20 protein-coding genes and 1 pseudogene are annotated in these 19169 nt (G+C 54.0%); 12 read left to right on the top strand and 9 right to left on the bottom strand.

Features of this window, described 5'->3' with window-relative positions:
• Position 1: 1 nt before the first annotated feature.
• Complete coding sequence (gene rspA / locus HV213_RS13700) at positions 2–1216, bottom strand: starvation-sensing protein RspA (protein ID WP_181486082.1); 1215 nt, start codon at positions 1214–1216, stop codon at positions 2–4.
• Between the two features lie 208 nt (positions 1217–1424).
• A complete protein-coding gene (locus tag HV213_RS13695; RefSeq protein ID WP_181486081.1) occupies positions 1425–1751 on the bottom strand; it encodes a YnfA family protein in 327 nt (108 codons plus the stop codon).
• Between the two features lie 138 nt (positions 1752–1889).
• On the opposite strand from HV213_RS13695, the gene HV213_RS13690 reads away from it, so the two are divergent.
• Together HV213_RS13690 and speG are read left to right on the top strand one after the other, a co-directional pair.
• Positions 1890–2231, top strand: coding sequence for a DUF1283 family protein (locus tag HV213_RS13690; protein WP_181486080.1), 342 nt, complete (start codon positions 1890–1892; stop codon positions 2229–2231).
• Between the two features lie 60 nt (positions 2232–2291).
• Positions 2292–2852 (top strand): spermidine N1-acetyltransferase, encoded by a 561-nt coding sequence (gene speG, locus HV213_RS13685; protein ID WP_110274090.1) that lies wholly within the window; start codon positions 2292–2294, stop codon positions 2850–2852.
• Here the strand turns inward: speG and HV213_RS13680 are convergent.
• Positions 2846–3556 (bottom strand): YnfC family lipoprotein, encoded by a 711-nt coding sequence (locus HV213_RS13680; RefSeq protein ID WP_181486079.1) that lies wholly within the window; start codon positions 3554–3556, stop codon positions 2846–2848. The two genes, speG and HV213_RS13680, sit on opposite strands and share 7 nt — an antisense overlap.
• A gap of 102 nt (positions 3557–3658) precedes the next feature.
• Here HV213_RS13680 and HV213_RS13675 point away from each other — a divergent pair, with 102 nt between their 5' ends.
• The 6 genes and pseudogenes from HV213_RS13675 (at position 3659) to clcB (ending at position 10069) form a co-directional block, all read left to right on the top strand.
• Positions 3659–3910 (top strand): DUF1161 domain-containing protein, encoded by a 252-nt coding sequence (locus tag HV213_RS13675; RefSeq protein WP_110274088.1) that lies wholly within the window; start codon positions 3659–3661, stop codon positions 3908–3910.
• 151 nt (positions 3911–4061) lie between these two features.
• A pseudogene (gene ynfE, locus HV213_RS13670) lies at positions 4062–6497 on the top strand (selenate/tellurate reductase subunit YnfE).
• Positions 6498–6507: 10 nt separating this feature from the next.
• Positions 6508–7125 (top strand): DMSO/selenate family reductase complex B subunit, encoded by a 618-nt coding sequence (locus HV213_RS13665; protein ID WP_181486078.1) that lies wholly within the window; start codon positions 6508–6510, stop codon positions 7123–7125.
• 1 nt (position 7126) lies between these two features.
• Positions 7127–7984 (top strand): DmsC/YnfH family molybdoenzyme membrane anchor subunit, encoded by an 858-nt coding sequence (locus HV213_RS13660; RefSeq protein ID WP_181486077.1) that lies wholly within the window; start codon positions 7127–7129, stop codon positions 7982–7984.
• A gap of 38 nt (positions 7985–8022) precedes the next feature.
• A complete protein-coding gene (dmsD, locus tag HV213_RS13655) occupies positions 8023–8631 on the top strand; it encodes a Tat proofreading chaperone DmsD (RefSeq protein WP_181486076.1) in 609 nt (202 codons plus the stop codon).
• A 142-nt stretch (positions 8632–8773) separates the two neighbouring features.
• Positions 8774–10069, top strand: coding sequence for a voltage-gated ClC-type chloride channel ClcB (gene clcB / locus HV213_RS13650; protein ID WP_181486075.1), 1296 nt, complete (start codon positions 8774–8776; stop codon positions 10067–10069).
• On the opposite strand, the gene bioD is transcribed toward clcB, so the two are convergent.
• From bioD to HV213_RS13635, 3 genes are all read right to left on the bottom strand, one after another.
• The gene (gene bioD / locus HV213_RS13645) at positions 10022–10717 is read right to left on the bottom strand and encodes a dethiobiotin synthase (protein ID WP_181486074.1); all 696 of its coding nucleotides are present in this window, start codon (positions 10715–10717) and stop codon (positions 10022–10024) included. The two genes, clcB and bioD, sit on opposite strands and share 48 nt — an antisense overlap.
• 127 nt (positions 10718–10844) lie before the next feature.
• Positions 10845–12065: a sugar metabolism global transcriptional regulator Mlc gene (gene mlc / locus HV213_RS13640; protein ID WP_110274081.1), complete on the bottom strand. Its 1221-nt coding sequence runs from the start codon at positions 12063–12065 to the stop codon at positions 10845–10847.
• A gap of 133 nt (positions 12066–12198) precedes the next feature.
• Positions 12199–13092 carry a LysR family transcriptional regulator gene (locus tag HV213_RS13635; RefSeq protein ID WP_181486073.1) on the bottom strand — a complete coding sequence of 298 codons (894 nt, stop codon included), beginning with the start codon at positions 13090–13092 and terminating at the stop codon, positions 12199–12201.
• 118 nt (positions 13093–13210) lie between these two features.
• Here HV213_RS13635 and HV213_RS13630 point away from each other — a divergent pair, with 118 nt between their 5' ends.
• Positions 13211–14461, top strand: a complete 1251-nt coding sequence (locus tag HV213_RS13630) for an MFS transporter (protein WP_181486072.1) — start codon at positions 13211–13213, stop codon at positions 14459–14461.
• Between the two features lie 34 nt (positions 14462–14495).
• Here the strand turns inward: HV213_RS13630 and HV213_RS33240 are convergent, their stop codons facing one another.
• Together HV213_RS33240 and HV213_RS13620 are read right to left on the bottom strand one after the other, a co-directional pair.
• Positions 14496–14588 (bottom strand): KPN_01571 family protein, encoded by a 93-nt coding sequence (locus tag HV213_RS33240; protein ID WP_220022287.1) that lies wholly within the window; start codon positions 14586–14588, stop codon positions 14496–14498.
• Between the two features lie 245 nt (positions 14589–14833).
• Entirely contained in the window at positions 14834–15835 is a 1002-nt protein-coding gene (locus HV213_RS13620) for a RelA/SpoT domain-containing protein (RefSeq protein WP_181486071.1), read from the bottom strand.
• A 487-nt stretch (positions 15836–16322) separates the two neighbouring features.
• Between HV213_RS13620 and HV213_RS13615 the strand changes: the two genes are divergently transcribed.
• The 3 genes from HV213_RS13615 to HV213_RS33570 all read left to right on the top strand — a co-directional run bounded on the left by HV213_RS13615 (position 16323) and on the right by HV213_RS33570 (position 18502).
• Complete coding sequence (locus HV213_RS13615; protein WP_181486070.1) at positions 16323–17810, top strand: carboxypeptidase M32; 1488 nt, start codon at positions 16323–16325, stop codon at positions 17808–17810.
• Positions 17811–17984: 174 nt separating this feature from the next.
• A complete protein-coding gene (gene asr / locus HV213_RS13610) occupies positions 17985–18350 on the top strand; it encodes an acid resistance repetitive basic protein Asr (RefSeq protein WP_110274073.1) in 366 nt (121 codons plus the stop codon).
• Between the two features lie 23 nt (positions 18351–18373).
• Positions 18374–18502, top strand: a complete 129-nt coding sequence (locus HV213_RS33570; RefSeq protein ID WP_112214323.1) for a small membrane protein YdgU — start codon at positions 18374–18376, stop codon at positions 18500–18502.
• Here the strand turns inward: HV213_RS33570 and HV213_RS13605 are convergent.
• Positions 18496–19104, bottom strand: a complete 609-nt coding sequence (locus tag HV213_RS13605) for a LysE family translocator (RefSeq protein ID WP_181486069.1) — start codon at positions 19102–19104, stop codon at positions 18496–18498. The genes HV213_RS33570 and HV213_RS13605 overlap by 7 nt on opposite strands.
• Positions 19105–19169 lie beyond the last annotated feature (65 nt).

The following is a 19169-nucleotide window of genomic DNA, read 5'->3' as shown; positions in this document are numbered from 1 at the left end:
CTCACCAGTTCCACAACGTGCCGTCTTCCAGACGGGCTACCGGCAAATAAGCAGGTTCATAGGGATATTTCGCTGCCAGCTTTTCATCAAACTCAATGCCCAGACCCGGTTTTTCCCCCGGATGCATATAGCCATTATCAAACGTCCAGCTATGCGGGAAGACTTCCAGCATTTGCTCGGAATAGCCCATATATTCCTGCACGCCAAAGTTCGGCACCCACAGGTCGAAATGCAGCGCTGCGGCCATACAAACTGGCGACAGATCCGACGGCCCGTGTGAACCGGTGCGCACTTGATAGAGCGAAGCAAAATCGGCAATGCGGCGCATACCCGTAATCCCACCGGCGTGAGTAATGGTGGTGCGGATATAGTCGATCAATTGTTCTTCAATCAGCTGCTTACAATCCCAAATGCTGTTAAAGACTTCCCCAACTGCAATCGGTGTGACGGTATGCTGACGAATTAAGCGGAAGCACTCCTGGTTCTCTGCCGGGGTCGGATCTTCCATCCAGAACAGGCGATAATCTTCGATGCTCTTGCCAAAACGCGCCGCTTCAATTGGCGTCAGGCGGTGGTGCATGTCATGGAGCAGATGCTCGTTAAAGCCAAACTTTTCGCGCACGGCAGCAAATAGCTGCGGCGTAAAATCGAGGTATTTTTCTGTCGACCACAGCTGCTCTTCCGGCCACTGCCCTTTGGTTGCTGGTTCGTAGGCCAGGCCTTTGCCTTTCGCCATGCCGTAGGTGGTTTTCATACCCGGCACACCGCACTGCACGCGAATGGCCTTGAATCCCATCTCCTGATGGCGAGCGTAATCGTCGAGTACTTCATCGATGGAGTGGCCCGTGGTGTGGCAGTAAACCATGACCCCTTCCCGCGATGCCCCGCCCAGCAGTTGATACAAAGGCATGCCTGCTGCTTTTGCTTTAATGTCCCACAGGGCCATATCGACGGCGGAAATGGCCGACATCGTCACCGGGCCGCGACGCCAGTACGCGCCTTTATAGAAAAACTGCCAGATGTCTTCAATACGGTGCGCATCACGCCCAACCAGCTGCGGGCAAAGGTGATCGCGCAGATACGATGCGACTGGCAGCTCACGGCCGTTTAGCGTGGCGTCACCGTAACCGATAATTCCGTCATCGGTGGTGATTTTAAGGGTGACAAAGTTACGTCCTGGACAAGTGACGAAAACTTCGGCGGCAACGATCTTCATCTCATCTTCCTTACATCTATGCGGTTAGTGAATAAAATTAAAACATCAGACCTACTACCATACAAGTATGACGATCAAAAAGAATGCGTTCGATCACATTATCTCGGTTGCCAAAATGGGATTTCAAAAAACGGGAATGAATTAAGATGGGGAAAAAACAACCCGGACCAATGCGGGTTTGGTCCGGATGATCAACGCAAGGCAAGTGCTATGCTCGCCCCCATCCAGCCACGATAATAAGCATCCCGCACAGCGCAATCAGCGCCCCTGTCCAGTCGTAATGACTCAGTTTTACGCCATCAACGAAACGCAGCCAGAGCAGCGCCGTACAGACATAAACACCGCCGTAAGCCGCATAGACGCGTCCGCTGGCTTCTGGATGCAGCGTCAACAGCCAGACAAACAGCGTCAGCGCCAAAGCTGTCGGAATCAACAGTAACGGGCTTGCCCCACGTTTTAGCCATAACCAGGGTAAATAACAGCCGATGATTTCACACAGGGCGGTAGCAAAGAAAAGTAATGTTGTTTTTAGCATTTAAAGATTCGTAAAGGGGGCAATGAATTAATCCATTCTACGCAATAATGCCCCATAACCAGGTCTGTTTTGTCGGGTATGCCGTCGAAAAGAGATGTAGTAAACTCAGACTAAGGGGATCACTTAAAGGAAATCGTGATGAATATGACATTGAACAAACGCTGGTGCCTGACCGCTATGCTGGCGCTGAGCGCGATGATCTTTACCGCATCGTCATTTGCCAAAACCGACAAGCTGGTGATTGAATCCGGCGATAGCGCGCAAAGCCGCCAGCAGGCAGCGATGGAAAAAGAACAGTGGAATGACACCCGTTCTTTACGCCAGAAGGTCAACACGCGTACCGAGAAAGAGTGGGACAAAGCCGACGTGGCTTTTGATGCTCAGGACAACTGCCAGAAGAGCGCGAACGTTAACGCGTACTGGGAACCCAACACCCTACGCTGCCTTGATCGCCGCACTGGCCGTACCGTAGCACCGTAATTTATGGCGCCTGCGGGCGCCACAATCAACAAAACTCCGCAATAACTCACAGGTATTCCCATGACTGACGCTCATCACGTCAAACTTCGCCCGCTCGAGCGCGAAGACTTACGCTTTGTCCACCAGCTCGATAATAACGCCAGCGTTATGCGCTACTGGTTTGAAGAGCCTTATGAAGCCTTTGTCGAACTTTCTGATCTGTACGATAAACATATTCACGACCAGAGCGAACGCCGCTTTGTCATCGAATGCGACGGTGAAAAAGCCGGCCTGGTGGAATTGGTGGAAATCAATCACGTTCACCGCCGTGCGGAGTTCCAGATAATTATTTCACCGGATTATCAGGGGAAAGGTCTGGCAACCCGCGCTGCGAAGCTCGCCATGGACTACGGCTTTATGGTGCTCAACCTCTATAAGCTGTATCTCATTGTTGATAAAGAGAATGAAAAGGCAATTCACATTTACCGCAAGCTCGGTTTCATAGTGGAAGGTGAACTCATTCATGAATTCTTCATCAACGGCGAATATCGCAATACTATCCGCATGTGTCTGTTCCAGCACCAGTACCTGACCGAGCACAAAGCACCGGGTCAGACGTTGCTCAAGCCGACGGCTCAGTAATACTCGATGGTGTTTTTGATAGTGTAGTGATAATTCTGCGGGGGCTGGACGCTGTTATCGACCATCTGCTGCTCGCAGCGAGTCGGGTTGTAATAATCATCGTATTCGCAGGTCTGCTGTACGCTGCCGACCGGATTATCATCTGAAACCAATACGGCGCTATAGTTCAACTTCTGACGTGAGTCGGCTGAAGGTGTCAGCGTTACCGCATAACGCGCATCTTTAGCCGCTGTGGTTTTCCCCAGCGGAAAACCCTCGCTATCATAGCGATAAGAGGTCGTTGTTTTTTTACCCATTGACGTTACGATAAAACCATTATCATCCATCTCCCACTTCATCCCTTCAGACACCATTTCAGCCAGCTGGCATTTCCCCTGCAAGCGCAGGCGTTTTTCATGAGTTTCAGAATCAAGGTAGTAATTCGCATCCAGCAACCACGCCCCACCGGTGTTCTCTTCACGATTATCCAGAGCGATAAGATCAAAGCACCCTTCGTTTGACAAACGCGCTCTCACCTCTTTAATCGCTTTATCATGTTCATCAAACAGCGTCTGAGTAAACTCCTTCACCGGCCCGCGTAGCGGATCGAACTCAAATTCGTTAGAAAAACTCGCCATTTCCGGCGTAAACGCTTGTGGCGCTGCCTTTTCATCACAGGCGCTAAGCGCCCATACCGCCGATACCAGCAAAAACAGTCTTTTCACGCGCGATTCCTTTTGTGCATAGTGCAATCATATTAGCAAATACAATTGTTTACACCACGTCTGCTATGCTTAAATCTGGATAAGGTCAATAAGGAGTTTATGATGAAATTATCACCCTGGCTATGCGCGGCTCTGCTGCTGGGTTCGGCATCTGCTTTGGCAGCACCCGACTCATGCGAGCGGGTTAAAAACGATATTCAGCAAAAAATCATCAATAACGGCGTCCCTGAATCAGGATTTAGCCTCGCGATTGTCCCGAACGATCAAACCGATCAACCCGGAGCGCAGGTTGTCGGCCACTGCGCCAATGATACCTTTAAAATTATCTACACCCGCGACAGCGACTCGCAGTAAATTCCCGCCGTTTTGTTGTAAAAGGTCTTATCCCTCGGTTGACCAGGGATAAGATCTCTTTACCTCCTTTTAAGTATTATTTCTCACTCCACACCACCATTTTACGGCGGCGTCGGCGCTATACCATTATAACAAGATCAGGGAGTGAGCTATGTCTAACCAGGAACATTCCGGCGGCCTCAGCCGTCGAACGCTAATAAAATCATCCGCCCTTGGCTCGCTGGCTCTTGCGGCAGGCGGTTTATCGTTACCTTTCAGCCTGCGTACCGCCGCTGCTGCGGTTCAACAGGCTACCCAGAGCGAAGAACGTATTGTCTGGGGCGCCTGCTCGGTCAACTGCGGCAGCCGCTGCGCCCTGCGTTCGCACGTACGCGATGACGAAGTTGTCTGGGTAGAAACCGATAATACCGGGCCGGATGTTTATGGCGATCATCAGGTGCGCGCCTGCCTGCGCGGCCGCTCTATTCGCCGACGTATTAATCATCCTGACCGTCTCAACTATCCGATGAAACGCGTCGGTAAACGCGGCGAGGGTAAGTTTGAGCGTATTAGTTGGGAAGAAGCGCTGGATACGATTGCCGATAACCTCAAAAGGGTCGTCAGCGATTACGGCAACGAAGCAGTTTATATTAACTACTCCTCCGGGATTGTTGGCGGCAATATGACCCGCTCGTCGCCAACGGCCTCACCGGTAATGCGCCTGATGAACTGCTATGGCGGTTCACTAAATCAATACGGGACTTACAGTACAGCGCAAATCGCCTGCGCCATGCCCTACACCTACGGTAGCAATGACGGCAACAGCACCTCCGATATCGAAAACAGCAAACTGGTGGTCATGTTCGGCAATAATCCGGCGGAAACCCGCATGAGCGGCGGCGGCATTACCTATTATTTAGAGCAGGCACGCGAGCGTTCAAACGCGCGAATGATCGTTATAGACCCGCGCTACACCGATACCGCCGCTGGTCGTGAGGATGAGTGGATCCCCATTCGCCCCGGCACCGACGCCGCGCTGGTGGCAGGCATCGCCTGGGTGCTGATTAACGAAAATCTGGTCGACCAGCCGTTTCTTGATGAATATTGTGTCGGTTACGATGAAAAAACGCTTCCGGCGGATGCCCCGGCAAACGGGCATTACAAAGCGTATATTCTTGGCACAGGCGATGACGGTATTGCCAAAACCCCACAGTGGGCTTCACGCATTACTGGTATTCCCGTTGACCGCATTGTGAAACTGGCCCGGGAAATCGGCAGCGCCAAACCGGCTTATATTTGCCAGGGATGGGGGCCACAGCGACAGGCCAACGGCGAGCTGGCGGCTCGTGCTATCGCCATGCTGCCGATCCTGACCGGCAACGTCGGCATTAACGGTGGCAACAGCGGCGCGCGCGAATCCACCTATACCATCACCATCGAACGTTTTCCGGTGCTGACCAACCCGGTCAAAACCGCCATCTCCTGCTTTAGCTGGACCGATGCCATCGATCGTGGCGCAGAGATGACCGCCACCCGCGACGGCGTGCGCGGTAAAGAGAAGCTGGATGTACCGATTAAGTTCTTCTGGAACTACGCCGGTAATACCATCATCAACCAGCACTCGGACATCAATAAAACCCATGAGATTTTGCAGGACGAAAGCAAATGCGAAATGATCGTGGTTATCGAAAACTTTATGACATCGTCGGCTAAATACGCCGACATCCTACTGCCGGACCTGATGACCGTTGAACAGGAAGATATTATTCCCAACGACTACGCCGGTAATATGGGTTATCTCATTTTCATTCAGCCGGTGACTTCCGCCAAATTCGAACGCAAGCCTATCTACTGGATCCTTAGCGAAGTGGCAAAACGCTTAGGCGATGATGTCTACCAGAAGTTTACCGAGGGCCGTACTCAGGAACAGTGGTTGCAGCATCTGTACGGCAAAATGCTGGCAAAAGACCCGGCGCTGCCGAGCTATGACGAGTTGAAACAGATGGGCATCTACAAGCGCAAAGACCCTAACGGACACTTCGTCGCTTATCGTGATTTCCGCAAAGACCCGCTTGTTAATCCGTTGAAAACCCCATCGGGTAAAATCGAAATTTACTCCAGCCGACTGGCAGATATCGCTGCCAAATGGCAACTGGAAAAGGATGAAACCATCAGCCCGCTGCCGGTCTATGCCCCCACCTTCGAAGGCTGGGATGACCCACTGCGTGATAAATTTCCGCTGCAAATGTTCGGTTTTCACTACAAAGCGCGTACCCACTCCAGCTACGGCAATATCGATGTGCTACAGGCCGCCTGCCGTCAGGAGGTATGGCTCAACCCGCTGGATGCCGAAAAGCGCGGGATTAAGAACGGCGATATGGTGCGAGTATTCAACGCTCGCGGTGAGCTGCGGATCCCGGCCAAAGTCACCCCGCGCATCATGCCCGGCGTGTCGGCAATGGGCTAGGGCGCATGGCATGATGCCAACATGAGTGGCGATCGCGTCGATCACGGTGCCTGCATCAATACGATCACTACCCATCGCCCATCGCCGCTGGCTAAAGGCAATCCGCAGCATACCAATCTGGTCGAAATCGAGAAGGTTTAAGGAGTAAACCATGAGCAAACAGTATGGCTTTTTTATCGATTCCGCCCGCTGTACCGGCTGCAAAACCTGCGAGCTGGCCTGTAAGGATTATAAAAACTTAACCCCGGACGTCAGCTTTCGCCGCATTTATGAATACGCAGGTGGCGACTGGCAGGAGGATAACGGCGTCTGGAATCAAAACGTCTTCGCTTATTACCTCTCAATCGCCTGTAACCACTGTGAAGATCCGGCCTGTACTAAGGTCTGTCCCAGCGGTGCGATGCACAAGCGGGAAGACGGATTCGTCGTCGTGGATGAAGAGGTTTGCATCGGTTGCCGCTATTGCCATATGGCCTGCCCATACGGCGCACCGCAGTACAACGCGGCGAAAGGCCATATGACCAAATGTGATGGCTGCTACGACCGGTTTGCCGAGGGTAAAAAACCTATTTGCGTCGAGTCTTGTCCATTGCGGGCGCTCGATTTTGGTCCTATTGAAGAACTGCGCCAAAAACATGGTCAACTTGCTGCCGTCGCACCGCTGCCGTCGGCACACTTCACCAGGCCGAGTATCGTTATCAAACCGAACGCCAATGCGCGTCCGTGTGGCGATACCACCGGCTATCTGGCTAATCCAAAGGAGGTGTAAAATGGGAAATGGGTGGCATGAATGGCCGCTAGTACTGTTTACCGTGCTGGGGCAAAGCGTCGCAGGGGCGATTATCGTCGCCGGACTCGGCTGGCTATCGCTGAACAACAACTCTGAGGCTCAGCAGCGCCTGGTACGCAGCATGTTTTTTATCTGGCTGCTGATGGACATTGGCTTTCTTGCCTCGATCATTCACCTTGGTTCGCCGCTGAGGGCATTTAACTCCCTTAACCGCGTTGGCTCATCGGCATTGAGTAACGAAATCGCCAGCGGCGCGCTGTTCTTCGCCGTGGGTGGAATCTGGTGGCTGCTCAATATTCTCGGAAAAATGCCGCGAATATTGACTAAGGCATGGCTGCTGCTGACCATGCTGCTCGGCTGCCTTTTCGTGCTTGAGATGACGCTGGTATACCAGATTGATACCGTACCCACCTGGTATAACGTCTACACCACTGCCTCATTCTTCCTGACGATGGTGCTGTGCGGTCCGCTGTTCGCCGCCCTGCTGCTGCGCATCGCCAACGTCCCTTTTAATGGCAGAGTGTTCGCCTCAATGAGCGCCCTGGCGCTGTTAGCCAGCCTGGCGGTGGTGATTTTACAAAACAGCGAACTGGCGGAGATCCACAGTTCAGTCCAGCAGGCCAGCGCCCTGTTACCGGATTATGGCTGGCTGCAAATCCTGCGCTTAGTACTGCTGACGCTGGGCCTCGGCTGCTGGATTTGCCCGCTGGCAAGACGCAAAAACCCGCATGTCGCCAGTCTGGTGCTCGGTTTGATTCTGGTTTTGCTCGGTGAGTTCATCGGGCGCGGCCTGTTTTATGGTCTGCATATGACCGTCGGTACGGCGATTGCCGGTTAAAAATGGGTGCAGCCGCCCCCACCGTGTAAGGAACAAGTATGATGCAACCGCAAGACCGCGACGCCGTCGCCCTTAGCGCCCGTACGCTGGGCGCATTGTTTTCCTTTGCTCCGGATAACGAGCAGGCCGCCCCGCTGATCGCCGCTTTTCGCGACGGTAGCTGGCAGGCTGAGTGGCCTTATGCGGTCGCCGATACGCTAGCGACGCAGTTCTCGACGGCTGACGATGAACCGTTGCCGCAAGCCTGGCAACGCCTGTTTATCGGCCCGTGGGCGCTGCCTGCACCGCCCTGGGGCTCCGTGTGGCTGGACAAAGAAAGCGTGCTGTTCGGCGATTCAACGCTGGCGCTACGTGAGTGGATGCGCGCGAATGGCATCAGTCTGGCAGAGCAGCGTTCTGAACCGGAAGATGGCTTCGGTACTTTGCTGCTGTTGGCCGCCTGGCTCTGCGAGTCAGGTCAGGATGAGGCTTTTACGCAGTTGCTTGCCTGGCATCTGCTACCGTGGTCAGGCCGTTTTCTGAGCGTGTTTATCGCCGATGGCGGAAATCCGTTTTATCAGGCGCTGGGCCAACTGGCGCTAGCAACGCTCGCTCAATGGCAAGAACACTTACCCTGCGCGGTCGCTGAGAAACCTCTCTATCGGTAATCCTCCGCGCCATGCCTGCCCCACAGGCATGGCGCACTAAGTGACACTGTCACTTAAAAACCAGTGTAAGCACTTATAGCTTTTGCGTATATCCTTATTTCCAATCACAATATACCATAATTTCCACTACCCGTACCCTCTGATGCACCGTCTGCATAGTTATCCTGATGTCCAGGTCATGTTTCGCCGCCTGTTGATTGCCACGCTAGTCGGCATCTTTGCCGCACTGGCAGTCGCCCTGTTTCGCCATGCCATGGCGGGCCTGGAAAGCCTGTTTCTCAGCAATGACAGCGGCAGCCTGGTTAATGCTGCCCAATCACTCCCCTGGTGGCGGCGGCTGTTGACGCCTGCGCTTGGCGGGATGGCCGCGGGATGCCTGCTTTGGCTCTGGCAACGCCGCACGGTTGAGCGCCCTCATGCGCCAACCGACTACATGGAAGCTCTGGAAACCGGGGACGGTGTGTTTGATACGCCAGCCAGTCTGGTGAAATCGCTGGCTTCACTGCTGGTGGTCGCCACCGGCAGCGCCATTGGTCGCGAAGGGGCGATGATCCTGCTGGCGGCGCTGGCGGCTTCGCTGTTTGCCCGCCGTTTTACGCCAAAAGACGAGTGGAAGTTATGGGTCGCCTGCGGTGCCGCCGCCGGGATGGCGAGCGCCTATCACGCGCCGCTGGCCGGCAGCCTGTTTATCGCCGAGATATTATTCGGCACCCTGATGCTGGCCTCGCTTGGCCCGGTAGTGATTGCCGCCGTCGTTGCCCTGTTGCTGACCAATCTGATGAATGGTGGGTCAGCGCCGCTTTATCACGTTGAATTCCACGACACCCTGCGCGCCACGCATTATGCTCTGATGCTGGCAACCGGCCTGTTAGCTGGGCTATGCGGGCCGCTCTTTATCTGGCTGATGAGCTTCAGCCATCAATGTTTTGTTCGCCTTCGCCTGACTCCTCCGTGGCAGTTGGCGCTGGGAGGCATCATCGTCGGTCTGCTGTCGCTGATCACCCCGGCGGTCTGGGGGAACGGCTATAGCGTGGTGCAAAGCTATCTTCTGTCGCCGCCGCTGTTTAGTGCCGTGATTATCGTCTTTGTGTGCAAGCTGCTGGCGGTGCTGGCAAGCAGCGGTTCCGGCGCTCCGGGCGGCGTATTTACGCCAACGCTGTTTGTTGGGCTGGGGATAGGCATGCTGTTCGCCAGCTTTACGGGGCTATGGCTGCACGATTATCAGGAAATAGCGATTATGATTGGTTTAACCGGCATGGCGACATTTCTGGCAGCCACGACCCATGCGCCGATTATGTCTACGTTGATGATTTGTGAGATGACCGGGCAGTATGTTTTGCTACCCGGTTTATTGATAGCCAGCGTACTGGCATCGGTGCTGTCGCGGACGTTACGCCGTGACTCTATCTACCGCCATCATCTCGCCGAGCATCGATAAATCAATATACTGGCTCAGCTCGCGCTGCTCGGCGCGCGGTAAATAAGGCAGCTCGCCAATAAGCGGCCCCGGCAGTTTTTTGCTCAGCACGTCGATGATTTCAGCATAGTGCGCCAGACCGGGGTTGATACGGTTGGCCACCCAGCCAATCAGCGGCAAACCATCATTGGCAATGGCCTGCGCAGTCAGCAAGGCGTGGTTGATGCAGCCTTCCTGAATACCCACTACCATCAAGACCGGAAGCTGTTCCTGCACCACCCACTCTGAGAGCGGACGCAGGTCGTTCATCAGGCTGCGCCAGCCGCCGGTGCCTTCGACCACCACGTGATCGACCTGACCACTCAGGCGCTGGAGGCCATCCGACAGCAGGCTGTAGTTAATTGGGCAGCTATGCGCCACGCTGCTTTCATCTTCGCTTAACGCGATGGGATTGACAGCGTCATACGGTAGCACCAGCGAAGAAACGCTCTGTAAAACCAACGCGTCTTTGTTCCGCAGTCCGTCCGGCGTCTCTTTGCTGCCCTTCGCCACAGGCTTGTACCCGGCCACGCTTTTGCCGCTGGCAGCAAGTGCCTGCAACAGCGCACGGGAGACCACCGTCTTCCCGACAGCAGTGTCAGTACCTGTTATGAAGAAACGCTTAAACATCACTAGCCCCACAGTTATGTTGATGAAAAATACAGGAGAGAAATAGTCAACTGTGGAAAAAGTCTACGCGAAGCTGCCAAAGTCCAGCTTGAGATAGCGCAATTTTTGGTGTGAATATGAAAAAATGTTAACCCTGTAACAGTCGTATCAGCAACGATCCGTTATAGAGCGCATCTTTGACCAGAGCCGCGCCAGCCATCGTTCCCCGGTTAGAAAACTGGGTGCTTTCTACCGCAATATGGCGACTGTAGGCCGGTAGCGACTGTTGCCGAATACAATCAGAAATTGCCGGAAACAAGATATCCGCGGCCAGGTTAAAAGGGGAGCCAATGAGGATTTTTTGCGGGTTAAAAAGGTTTACCATGATTGCCAGAATCCGCCCGACGTGGTTCCCGACGCCGCTGATAATATCCCGCGCCAGCAGGTCACCCTGCAGCGCGGCCTGACATAACCATTCAACGCTCAACGGCTGCTGATGCAACATTGAGCTCATCGATTTAGCCATCCGAACCTGTGCCAGTTCGAGCACGCTTTCGACGCTGGCGATGGTTTCCAGGCAGCCATGGTTACCGCAGTAGCAGCGTTTGCCGTACGGATCGACCTGAGTATGGCCGATTTCCACCAGGCTGCTGCTGCCCGCATGCAGCAGGCGGCCATCGGTGATGACTCCAGCACCAACGTTATGGTCGATAACCACCTGAATGACGTCCCGTGCCCCTCTCGACGCGCCAAATAGCGACTCAGCCATGGTCCAGGCGCTGATATCATGCTGAATGTAGACCGAGACCCCGGTATGGTTAGATAAGATCTCGCCAAGCGGCATATCTTTAACATCATCATAAAACGGCATCCGGTGGATGATGCCGTTTTCAGTGTCGATAATTCCCGGCATGGTGATGGCAATAGCGGTTAATCGTTCCAGCTTTTTTTGATGACGAATAAAAAACTGATCAACATGATCGAGTACGCGCGTCGCAAAAGGCTGAACATGCTGTAACGCCAGCTCAAGCTGCTCTTCCACCACCAGCTTGCTGCTTAAATCACGCAGGGCGAGATGGATTTCGCCGCGGTTAATGCGGATGGAAAGATAGTGCCAGGCTTCCGTTTCCACCATTAACCCAACGGCGGGACGCCCACGACTGCCGGGGTCCTGGATTTCGGTTTCCTGCACCAGGTGCGCTTCGAGCATTTCACGTACGATTTTGGTGATACTGGCAGGCGCCAGCTGCGCGAAGCGCGAGAGGTCGATACGCGACACCGGGCCAAGCTGATCAATCAGGCGATATACCGCGCCTGCGTTGGTCTGCTTTATTTGATCGATATGGCCTGGCTGACTGTCCGCTACCACCGTTGACTCCCTTTATTTTCGCGCTTCGAAATAAACTGAGGGCTATGGTGAAGCACTTCAATGCTTCACGTCAAATTTTTACTTAGCCTTGTGATTTACCGCACATTTCTAGATGGTTTTTGTCCTAAAAATCTTATGTAGCGCTGGCGAGAAGCAACTCACGAAAGCGCTGCGCCGCCTGTCCCTGCTCGTGATGCTTCGACCACACCAGCCACATTTCAGATACCGCGTCCTGCTCCTCAATGGGTAACCAGCGCATTTCCGACAGTTGAACCCGCCTGAACGATGCGGGCAGAATTGACACGCCAAGCCCGGCGGCGACCAGTCCAATAATGGTCATAGCCTCACCCACCTCCTGAGTGATAACCGGCGTTAAGCCATAGCGACGCATCAGCCCCAGAATATCGTCGTACAGCCCGGTTCCTACGTGAGGATCAAAAAACACAAACGGTTCCCGCGCCAGCTCCCGCAGGCTGACACTCGGTTGCTTTGCCAGGGGATGGTCGCGCGGGACCATGGCCAGCAGCGGCTCGCGCAGCACCCTTTCCCAGGCTAACGTATCCGGCAACTGGGTATTGCGCATCAGCCCCAGATCGAGCGTTCCCTCGTTAAGCGGCACGATTTGTTCCCGGGTGTTGGTTTCCCGAGTCTGGATATGCACATCCGGATAGCGGCGGCGAAAAGTCGACAGCGTGTCGGATACCGCCTTAATAAAGGGAGCCGAGGAGGTAAAGCCGATTCGCAGCTCACCGGTTTCACCATGGTGTAAACGGGCGGCACGGGCGGCGGCTTCGTCAACCAGGGTAAGAATCTGTCGGCTATCAGCCAAAAACTGCTTGCCTGCTTCCGTCAGGCTGACGCTGCGGTTAGTTCGGGCAAACAGACGCGCGCCAATCTGCTGTTCAAGGATTTGAATCTGCTGGCTAAGCGGCGGCTGGGAGATATTCAAACGCGCCGCCGCATGACCGAAATGTAGCTCTTCGGCAACGGCAATAAAGTAGCGCAGGTGACGCAGTTCGATATTCATATTTAAAACGTCTTATTTGAGATTATTAATATATTAGACAGAATATTTACATTTTCATACCCTTTACTGGTGACCTGCGAGGCCACTTAACTCTCTGTTTATCAGCAAGGATTTTTCCGTGAGTCGTACAACTACCGCTGACATCGTGCCGGCAAGCGACGTCAGCGACGCTATCGTTCCCCAGCCAAATCAGTTTATTAAACGCGGTACCCCGCAATTTATTCGCGTTACCCTCGCGCTCTTTTCTGCCGGACTGGCGACCTTTGCGCTGCTCTATTGCGTGCAGCCAATTCTGCCGGTGCTCTCCAGCGAGTTCGGCGTTTCACCGGCCAGCAGTAGTATTTCGCTGTCGATTTCAACAGCCATGCTGGCGGTCGGCCTGCTGTTTACCGGCCCGCTTTCCGACGCCATTGGTCGCAAACAGGTGATGGTTACCGCGCTGGTGCTGGCCTCGTGCTGCTCTCTGCTGTCGACGATGATGTCAAGCTGGCACGGAATTCTGATTATGCGCGCATTGATCGGCTTATCGCTAAGCGGCGTGGCGGCGGTCGGTATGACTTATCTGAGTGAAGAGATTCATCCCAGCGTTGTGGCGTTCTCAATGGGATTGTATATCAGCGGTAACTCCATTGGCGGCATGAGCGGCCGCTTGTTGACCGGGGTGTTCACCGATTTCTTCGGCTGGCGCATCGCGCTGGCGGTGATTAGCTGTTTTGCCCTCGCCGCGGCGATCATGTTCTGGCGCATCCTGCCGGAGTCGCGCCACTTTCGTCCGACCTCTCTGCGGCCGAAATCGCTGCTGATCAATTTCCGCCTGCACTGGCGCGATCGTGGCCTGCCGCTGCTGTTTCTCGAAGGTTTTCTGCTGATGGGGTCGTTTGTCACCCTGTTTAACTATATCGGCTACCGCCTGATGCTCTCGCCGTGGTCGCTGAGCCAGGCGGTCGTTGGCCTGCTGTCGGTGGCCTATCTGACCGGCACCTGGAGCTCACCGAAAGCCGGGGCCATGACGGTGCGTTACGGTCGCGGCCCGGTGATGTTGTTCTCCACGGCGGTGATGCTCGGCGGCCTGCTGCTGACCCTGTTCTCATCGCTATGGCTGATTTTTATTGGCATGCTGCTGTTCTCCGCCGGGTTCTTCGCCGCGCATTCGGTCGCCAGCAGTTGGATAGGCCCACGGGCCCGACGCGCGCGCGGTCAGGCATCATCGCTCTATTTATTTAGCTACTATCTGGGTTCCAGTATGGCGGGTACATTGGGTGGGGTTTTCTGGCATAACTACGGCTGGAACGGCGTCGGCGGGTTTATCGCGTTGATGTTAATAGCAGCACTTCTGACCGGCGCGTGTTTACACAAACGTCTGAAATAAAACGTCTTAACGTGGCCTGAACGGGCCACGTTGCTCACCACATTCCCAGAACCGACGACATACCCATTAACTCTCTGAGAGCATCAACGGAAAGCAGTGCGATAAACAACCAGGTAAACGGATTCATAATCAACCCCGCATCAGCAGCCAGCGCCTGTGATGAGTTTAGCCGCTGGCCAGAGAAAGAGTCTGCTATTTTGCGCACATTTGGATTATTTCGACCCAAACAAAAACCAGGCAATCGATTAATCAAGATATTATGCTGAATTCCTTAGGCCAGGGCGTTTAAGGTCGCGTCAGCACGCTTATTTCAGCATTCCCCATCGCCTGCAAAAGTTGTGCACCACGCCCCACCAACTGAATTCACACTATTTACTGCACTATCTTCAGTAATTCGCTGGTGAACTGGCTGATATCGATCTGATAGGCCGGATAGGCTTCCTGTAACTTGCTGAAGTCACCCACATTGACCATGATGGTGGTGAGCCCTTTCGCCTCATTTTGTTGATACAGGGCCATCGCATCCAGTTTCTCAAATTCAGTGAATAAAACGGTATCGACCTGCATCACTTTGCCTGCAGGCGTCACAGAGATCACCGCGCTATCTATACCAGTGTAATCATCAAGGATGTGCGGCGATGAGATAGTAAAAGACATCAACTTGGTATAGACGGAAAGCTCGGACTCCAGCGCCCTGAGAGCGTTGATGTTACCTGGCAATTCCGCCGTAACAATCCCGGCATCCTTGCAGTAAAGGATTTCACTAAATAGCCTGAAAAACTCCAGCCAACGAGGGTCCGCCTGCTGCGGACTGGTCTTAAGTTTTGTGCCTTCAAACAAGTCAACAATCTCAATGGCGGTTGACCAGACGTGTTGTAATTTTGTGCGAAACTGCACTTCAACATCAAACCCTCCGCAGGAATAAATTCGATGAATTCCGCGATATCCGGTGGTTTTGGGGGCAATTAAATAGTCTCTTGTTCGCTTAACGATCGCCCCGTCGATATCCGTTCGATAGATTTCGGCCTCAACCAAATCATCATAGTTGTCCATAATCACGCGGCAGCCTGCAATATCGCTCATCTGGCTCACGTTGATGGTCGTGGAGGTCATGCCATCCAGAGAGGGACGGGATAATTTATCCAGAATAGTGGGGAAACGTTTTAACCTTGAGGTGACTTGCCCCACGCCAAACTGCTCCAGGGCGCTACGAATATGCCTCATCGGTCGATCGTGTGCCGCCCGGTATTCCTGGATGATAACGATGTCCTTTTCAGAGGCAGTGCCTTTACGAATACGTCTGCCTGCTTTTTCAATTTGACTACGGGAATGCTTAAGGATGAATTCACCATCCTGAAATGCGCTATCGGGCATGATTTTATCGTTAATTGGCTACATGAAGTGGATCACTTTCCCACATCCGAAACCGTCATCAAAACAAAGATTTCACTTGTACATGTGATTTCGCACGTCCTGTGCGCAGAGAGCCAGCACATTCCTCTGCCAGTGAAGGATTACAATGGTGTAAAGTCGATATATACCCTAAATAATTCGAGTTGCTTAAAGGCGGCAAGGGAGTGACAAATTCGTCGGGAACGAATTTGACCAGCCGAAGGCTGGCCTCCGGTGAGAGGCAGGAGCCTCTCATTAATCCCCAGGAGCATAGATAAACTATGCGACTGGGGTGAGCGACAAATCTGCCGGGAGCAGATTTGAACGTCGCTTGCGACGGCCCGTGAGGGCGAGGCCCATGGATGGGCCGAGTAATCCGTAGCCAACACATAAGCAACTTGAAGTATGACGGGTATACTCTTCATGCTTCAACTCCTTCAGATAACTGATAACAGGCGAGAATCCCGATATGAATAACGCATCAAACTATCATCAGCTGACTCGCACCTTTCAGCGTCTTTCACGCTTCTCGCATCTCTCCGCCATCGCTGGCTGGGATATGTTCGCCATGATGCCGCCCGGCGGCAGCGCAGCGCGTGGTGAGGCGCTGGCTGAACTCGGCGTTTTGCAGCATCAAATTTTGACCGATAAAAAAACAGGCGAATGGCTACGCAATGCCCGCCAGGAAGAGCTGAATGATGTAGAACAGGCGAATCTGCGCGAAATGACGCGTCAGTATGAACAGGCGGCGCTGCTGCCCGAAAGCCTGGTTGAAGCCAAATCGCTGGCAGGTAGCCGCTGCGAACACGCCTGGCGCAGTCAGCGCCCGGCAAACGACTGGCAGGGATTTGCCGAAAACCTGCGCGAAGTCGTCAAGCTCAGCCGCGAAGAAGCGCAAATCCGCGCCGCAGCCAAGGGCTGCTCCCGCTATGACGCGCTGCTGGATATTTTCGAGCCGGATATGACCAGCGCGCGGCTGGACGTCCTGTTCGCCGACCTCAAATCCTGGCTTCCATCTTTACTCGCTAACGTTGTTGAGAAGCAGGCGCAGATGCCGCTCATCGAACCGCAGGGGCCGTTCCCCGTCGCCGACCAACGTGAGCTGGGGCTGGAAGCGATGCGCGTGCTAGGGTTTGATTTTGACGGCGGACGCCTGGACATCAGCGTCCACCCGTTCTGCGGCGGCGTCCCTCAGGATGTGCGCATCACCACGCGTTACAACGAAAACGACCTGCTCAGCGCGCTGTTTGGTGTGATCCACGAAACCGGCCACGCGCGCTACGAACAAAATCTGCCGCGTAACTGGCTCGATCAGCCTATCGCCCTCGCCCGTTCGACGGCAATCCATGAATCACAAAGCCTGTTTTTCGAAATGCAGTTGGGCCGTAGCGAGGCATTCCTGCAACGGCTGCTGCCAACGGTACGCCAGTACTTTGGTGAGCAACCGGCCTTCAATCGCGACAACTTCATTGCGTGGAACCAGCGCGTCAAGCCGGGCTTTATCCGCGTTGACGCCGATGAAGTGAGCTATCCGGCACACGTTATTCTGCGTTACGAAATCGAACGCGCATTGATTGATGGCGATATTGAAGTGGAGGATATTCCGGCGCTGTGGGATGAAAAAATGCAGCACTGGCTGGGTCTTTCCACCACCGGTAACTACCGTGATGGCTGTATGCAGGATATCCACTGGACCGACGGCGGCTTTGGCTACTTCCCGTCTTACACTCTGGGCGCAATGTACGCCGCGCAGTTGATGGCCTCCGCCAAACGGGCGCTACCGCAGTTGGAAAGCGACATCGCCAACAGCAACTTTAGCGCCCTGTTCGACTGGCTGCGGCAGAATATCTGGCAGCACGGCAGCCGCTTCAGTACCTCTCAGCTGATTCAACATGCCACCGGAGAAGATCTCAATAGCGCCTTTTTCCGCCAGCACCTGACCTCGCGTTACCTGTAAAAGCAGCGGCGTCGGATCTCCCCGACGCCTTATTCCGTCTTTGTTCAGAGGCGTTGTACATACCGTTACACGCCGAAACCAAACACTCACGGAAACCTCGATAAGACAAGCATATAGTTCTTTCAACGGCCCCGCAGTGGGGTTGAAACAAGAAACCTTTTCGAGGATATCAGAATGAAAAAAGTATTAGCTCTGGTCGTTGCCGCTGCAATGGGTCTGTCTTCTGTTGCTTTCGCTGCCGATGCTGCCACCACCACTCCGGCTCCGGCTGCTGCAACCCACAGCACCACCGCGAAAACCACTCATCACAAAAAACACCACAAAGCCGCTGCCAAACCGGCCGCAGAGCAGAAAGCTCAGGCTGCTAAAAAACACAAAAAAGCAGAAGCCAAACCCGCTGCTGCCCAGAAAGCCCAGGCCGCTAAAAAACACAAAAAAGCCGCCACTAAACCTGTAGCTCAGAAAGCACAGGCAGCTAAAAAGCACCACAAAACGACCAAACACAACACCGCTAAACCTGCTGCACAACCGGCTGCTTAATCTCCCCGGTTAGGCTGTTTGATATGATATCGGCGCTGCTTCAGCGCCGTTTTTTTCTGGAGAGCACCATGCTGCGGCGCTATCGTTTTGAGCTCATCCTGATATTACTGATTATCTGCGCGCTGATCGCCAGCCGCTTTTTCCTCTATTGAACCGTTAGCCGCCAGAGGTTATAGCCCAGGCCATACAGGGCCAAAAACAACAAGAATAGCGCCGACACCGTGGTCAACTTCCTCGCATAGTGCGCCGTTAACCAGCGACGAATCGCCAGAATATAGAGCGACAGTACGCTCAGGTCGATAATCACCCACACCATTGTCAACAGCCCCAGACTCAAACCGATACTGGCGGTGATATGAATAAACTGCGGAAAAAAAGCGGCAAAAAAGAGAATATCTTTCGGGTTGCTTAGCGCCGTCACAAACCCTGCCATCACCCCGCTCCGTTTCACCGATACGCTCCCTGGTGCCGCTCTCTCGCGCAACATACTCAACGCAAGCTTGATGATATACAGCGACCCGGCAATCGCCAGCAGCGTCAACGCTCGTGGATCTAACGCCACCAGCCCCGTCAGCATCGCGGCTGCCGCGGCAATCAATACTAACGAAGCCAGATTTCCCCCGACCATTGTGCGTACCGCGCTGGCATACCCTTCGCGCGCCGCGGCTCCGGTGACCAATAACACCACCGGCCCCGGCGTGGCAATCAGCGCCAGTACCGTCAGGCAGTAGGCTGCAAGCAATGAAAAATCCATGAACTGAACTCACTATTCAATGATAAAGACGCTATATTCCGCCTTGATTTCAGAGTTGAAAAACG

Source organism: Klebsiella sp. RHBSTW-00484 (assembly GCF_013705725.1).
GTDB lineage: Bacteria > Pseudomonadota > Gammaproteobacteria > Enterobacterales > Enterobacteriaceae > Klebsiella.
The sequence above is the reverse complement of the archived record's forward strand: the minus strand, read 5'-3'. Positions and strand labels throughout refer to the sequence as shown.

Excerpts from the sequence above, each read along its gene's own strand:
- asr (WP_110274073.1), top strand. The coding sequence starts at position 17,985 with ATGAAAAAAGTATTAGCTCTGGTCGTTGCCGCTGCAATGGGTCTGTCT.
- HV213_RS33240 (WP_220022287.1), bottom strand. The coding sequence starts at position 14,588 with ATGAATCCGTTTACCTGGTTGTTTATCGCACTGCTTTCCGTTGATGCT.
- HV213_RS13620 (WP_181486071.1), bottom strand. The coding sequence starts at position 15,835 with ATGCCCGATAGCGCATTTCAGGATGGTGAATTCATCCTTAAGCATTCC.
- HV213_RS33570 (WP_112214323.1), top strand. The coding sequence starts at position 18,374 with ATGATATCGGCGCTGCTTCAGCGCCGTTTTTTTCTGGAGAGCACCATG.
- HV213_RS13690 (WP_181486080.1), top strand. The coding sequence starts at position 1,890 with ATGAATATGACATTGAACAAACGCTGGTGCCTGACCGCTATGCTGGCG.
- clcB (WP_181486075.1), top strand. The coding sequence starts at position 8,774 with ATGCACCGTCTGCATAGTTATCCTGATGTCCAGGTCATGTTTCGCCGC.
- HV213_RS13665 (WP_181486078.1), top strand. The coding sequence starts at position 6,508 with ATGAGCAAACAGTATGGCTTTTTTATCGATTCCGCCCGCTGTACCGGC.
- HV213_RS13695 (WP_181486081.1), bottom strand. The coding sequence starts at position 1,751 with ATGCTAAAAACAACATTACTTTTCTTTGCTACCGCCCTGTGTGAAATC.
- HV213_RS13605 (WP_181486069.1), bottom strand. The coding sequence starts at position 19,104 with ATGGATTTTTCATTGCTTGCAGCCTACTGCCTGACGGTACTGGCGCTG.
- HV213_RS13675 (WP_110274088.1), top strand. The coding sequence starts at position 3,659 with ATGAAATTATCACCCTGGCTATGCGCGGCTCTGCTGCTGGGTTCGGCA.
- HV213_RS13660 (WP_181486077.1), top strand. The coding sequence starts at position 7,127 with ATGGGAAATGGGTGGCATGAATGGCCGCTAGTACTGTTTACCGTGCTG.
- dmsD (WP_181486076.1), top strand. The coding sequence starts at position 8,023 with ATGATGCAACCGCAAGACCGCGACGCCGTCGCCCTTAGCGCCCGTACG.
- HV213_RS13615 (WP_181486070.1), top strand. The coding sequence starts at position 16,323 with ATGAATAACGCATCAAACTATCATCAGCTGACTCGCACCTTTCAGCGT.
- rspA (WP_181486082.1), bottom strand. The coding sequence starts at position 1,216 with ATGAAGATCGTTGCCGCCGAAGTTTTCGTCACTTGTCCAGGACGTAAC.
- speG (WP_110274090.1), top strand. The coding sequence starts at position 2,292 with ATGACTGACGCTCATCACGTCAAACTTCGCCCGCTCGAGCGCGAAGAC.
- HV213_RS13635 (WP_181486073.1), bottom strand. The coding sequence starts at position 13,092 with ATGAATATCGAACTGCGTCACCTGCGCTACTTTATTGCCGTTGCCGAA.
- bioD (WP_181486074.1), bottom strand. The coding sequence starts at position 10,717 with ATGTTTAAGCGTTTCTTCATAACAGGTACTGACACTGCTGTCGGGAAG.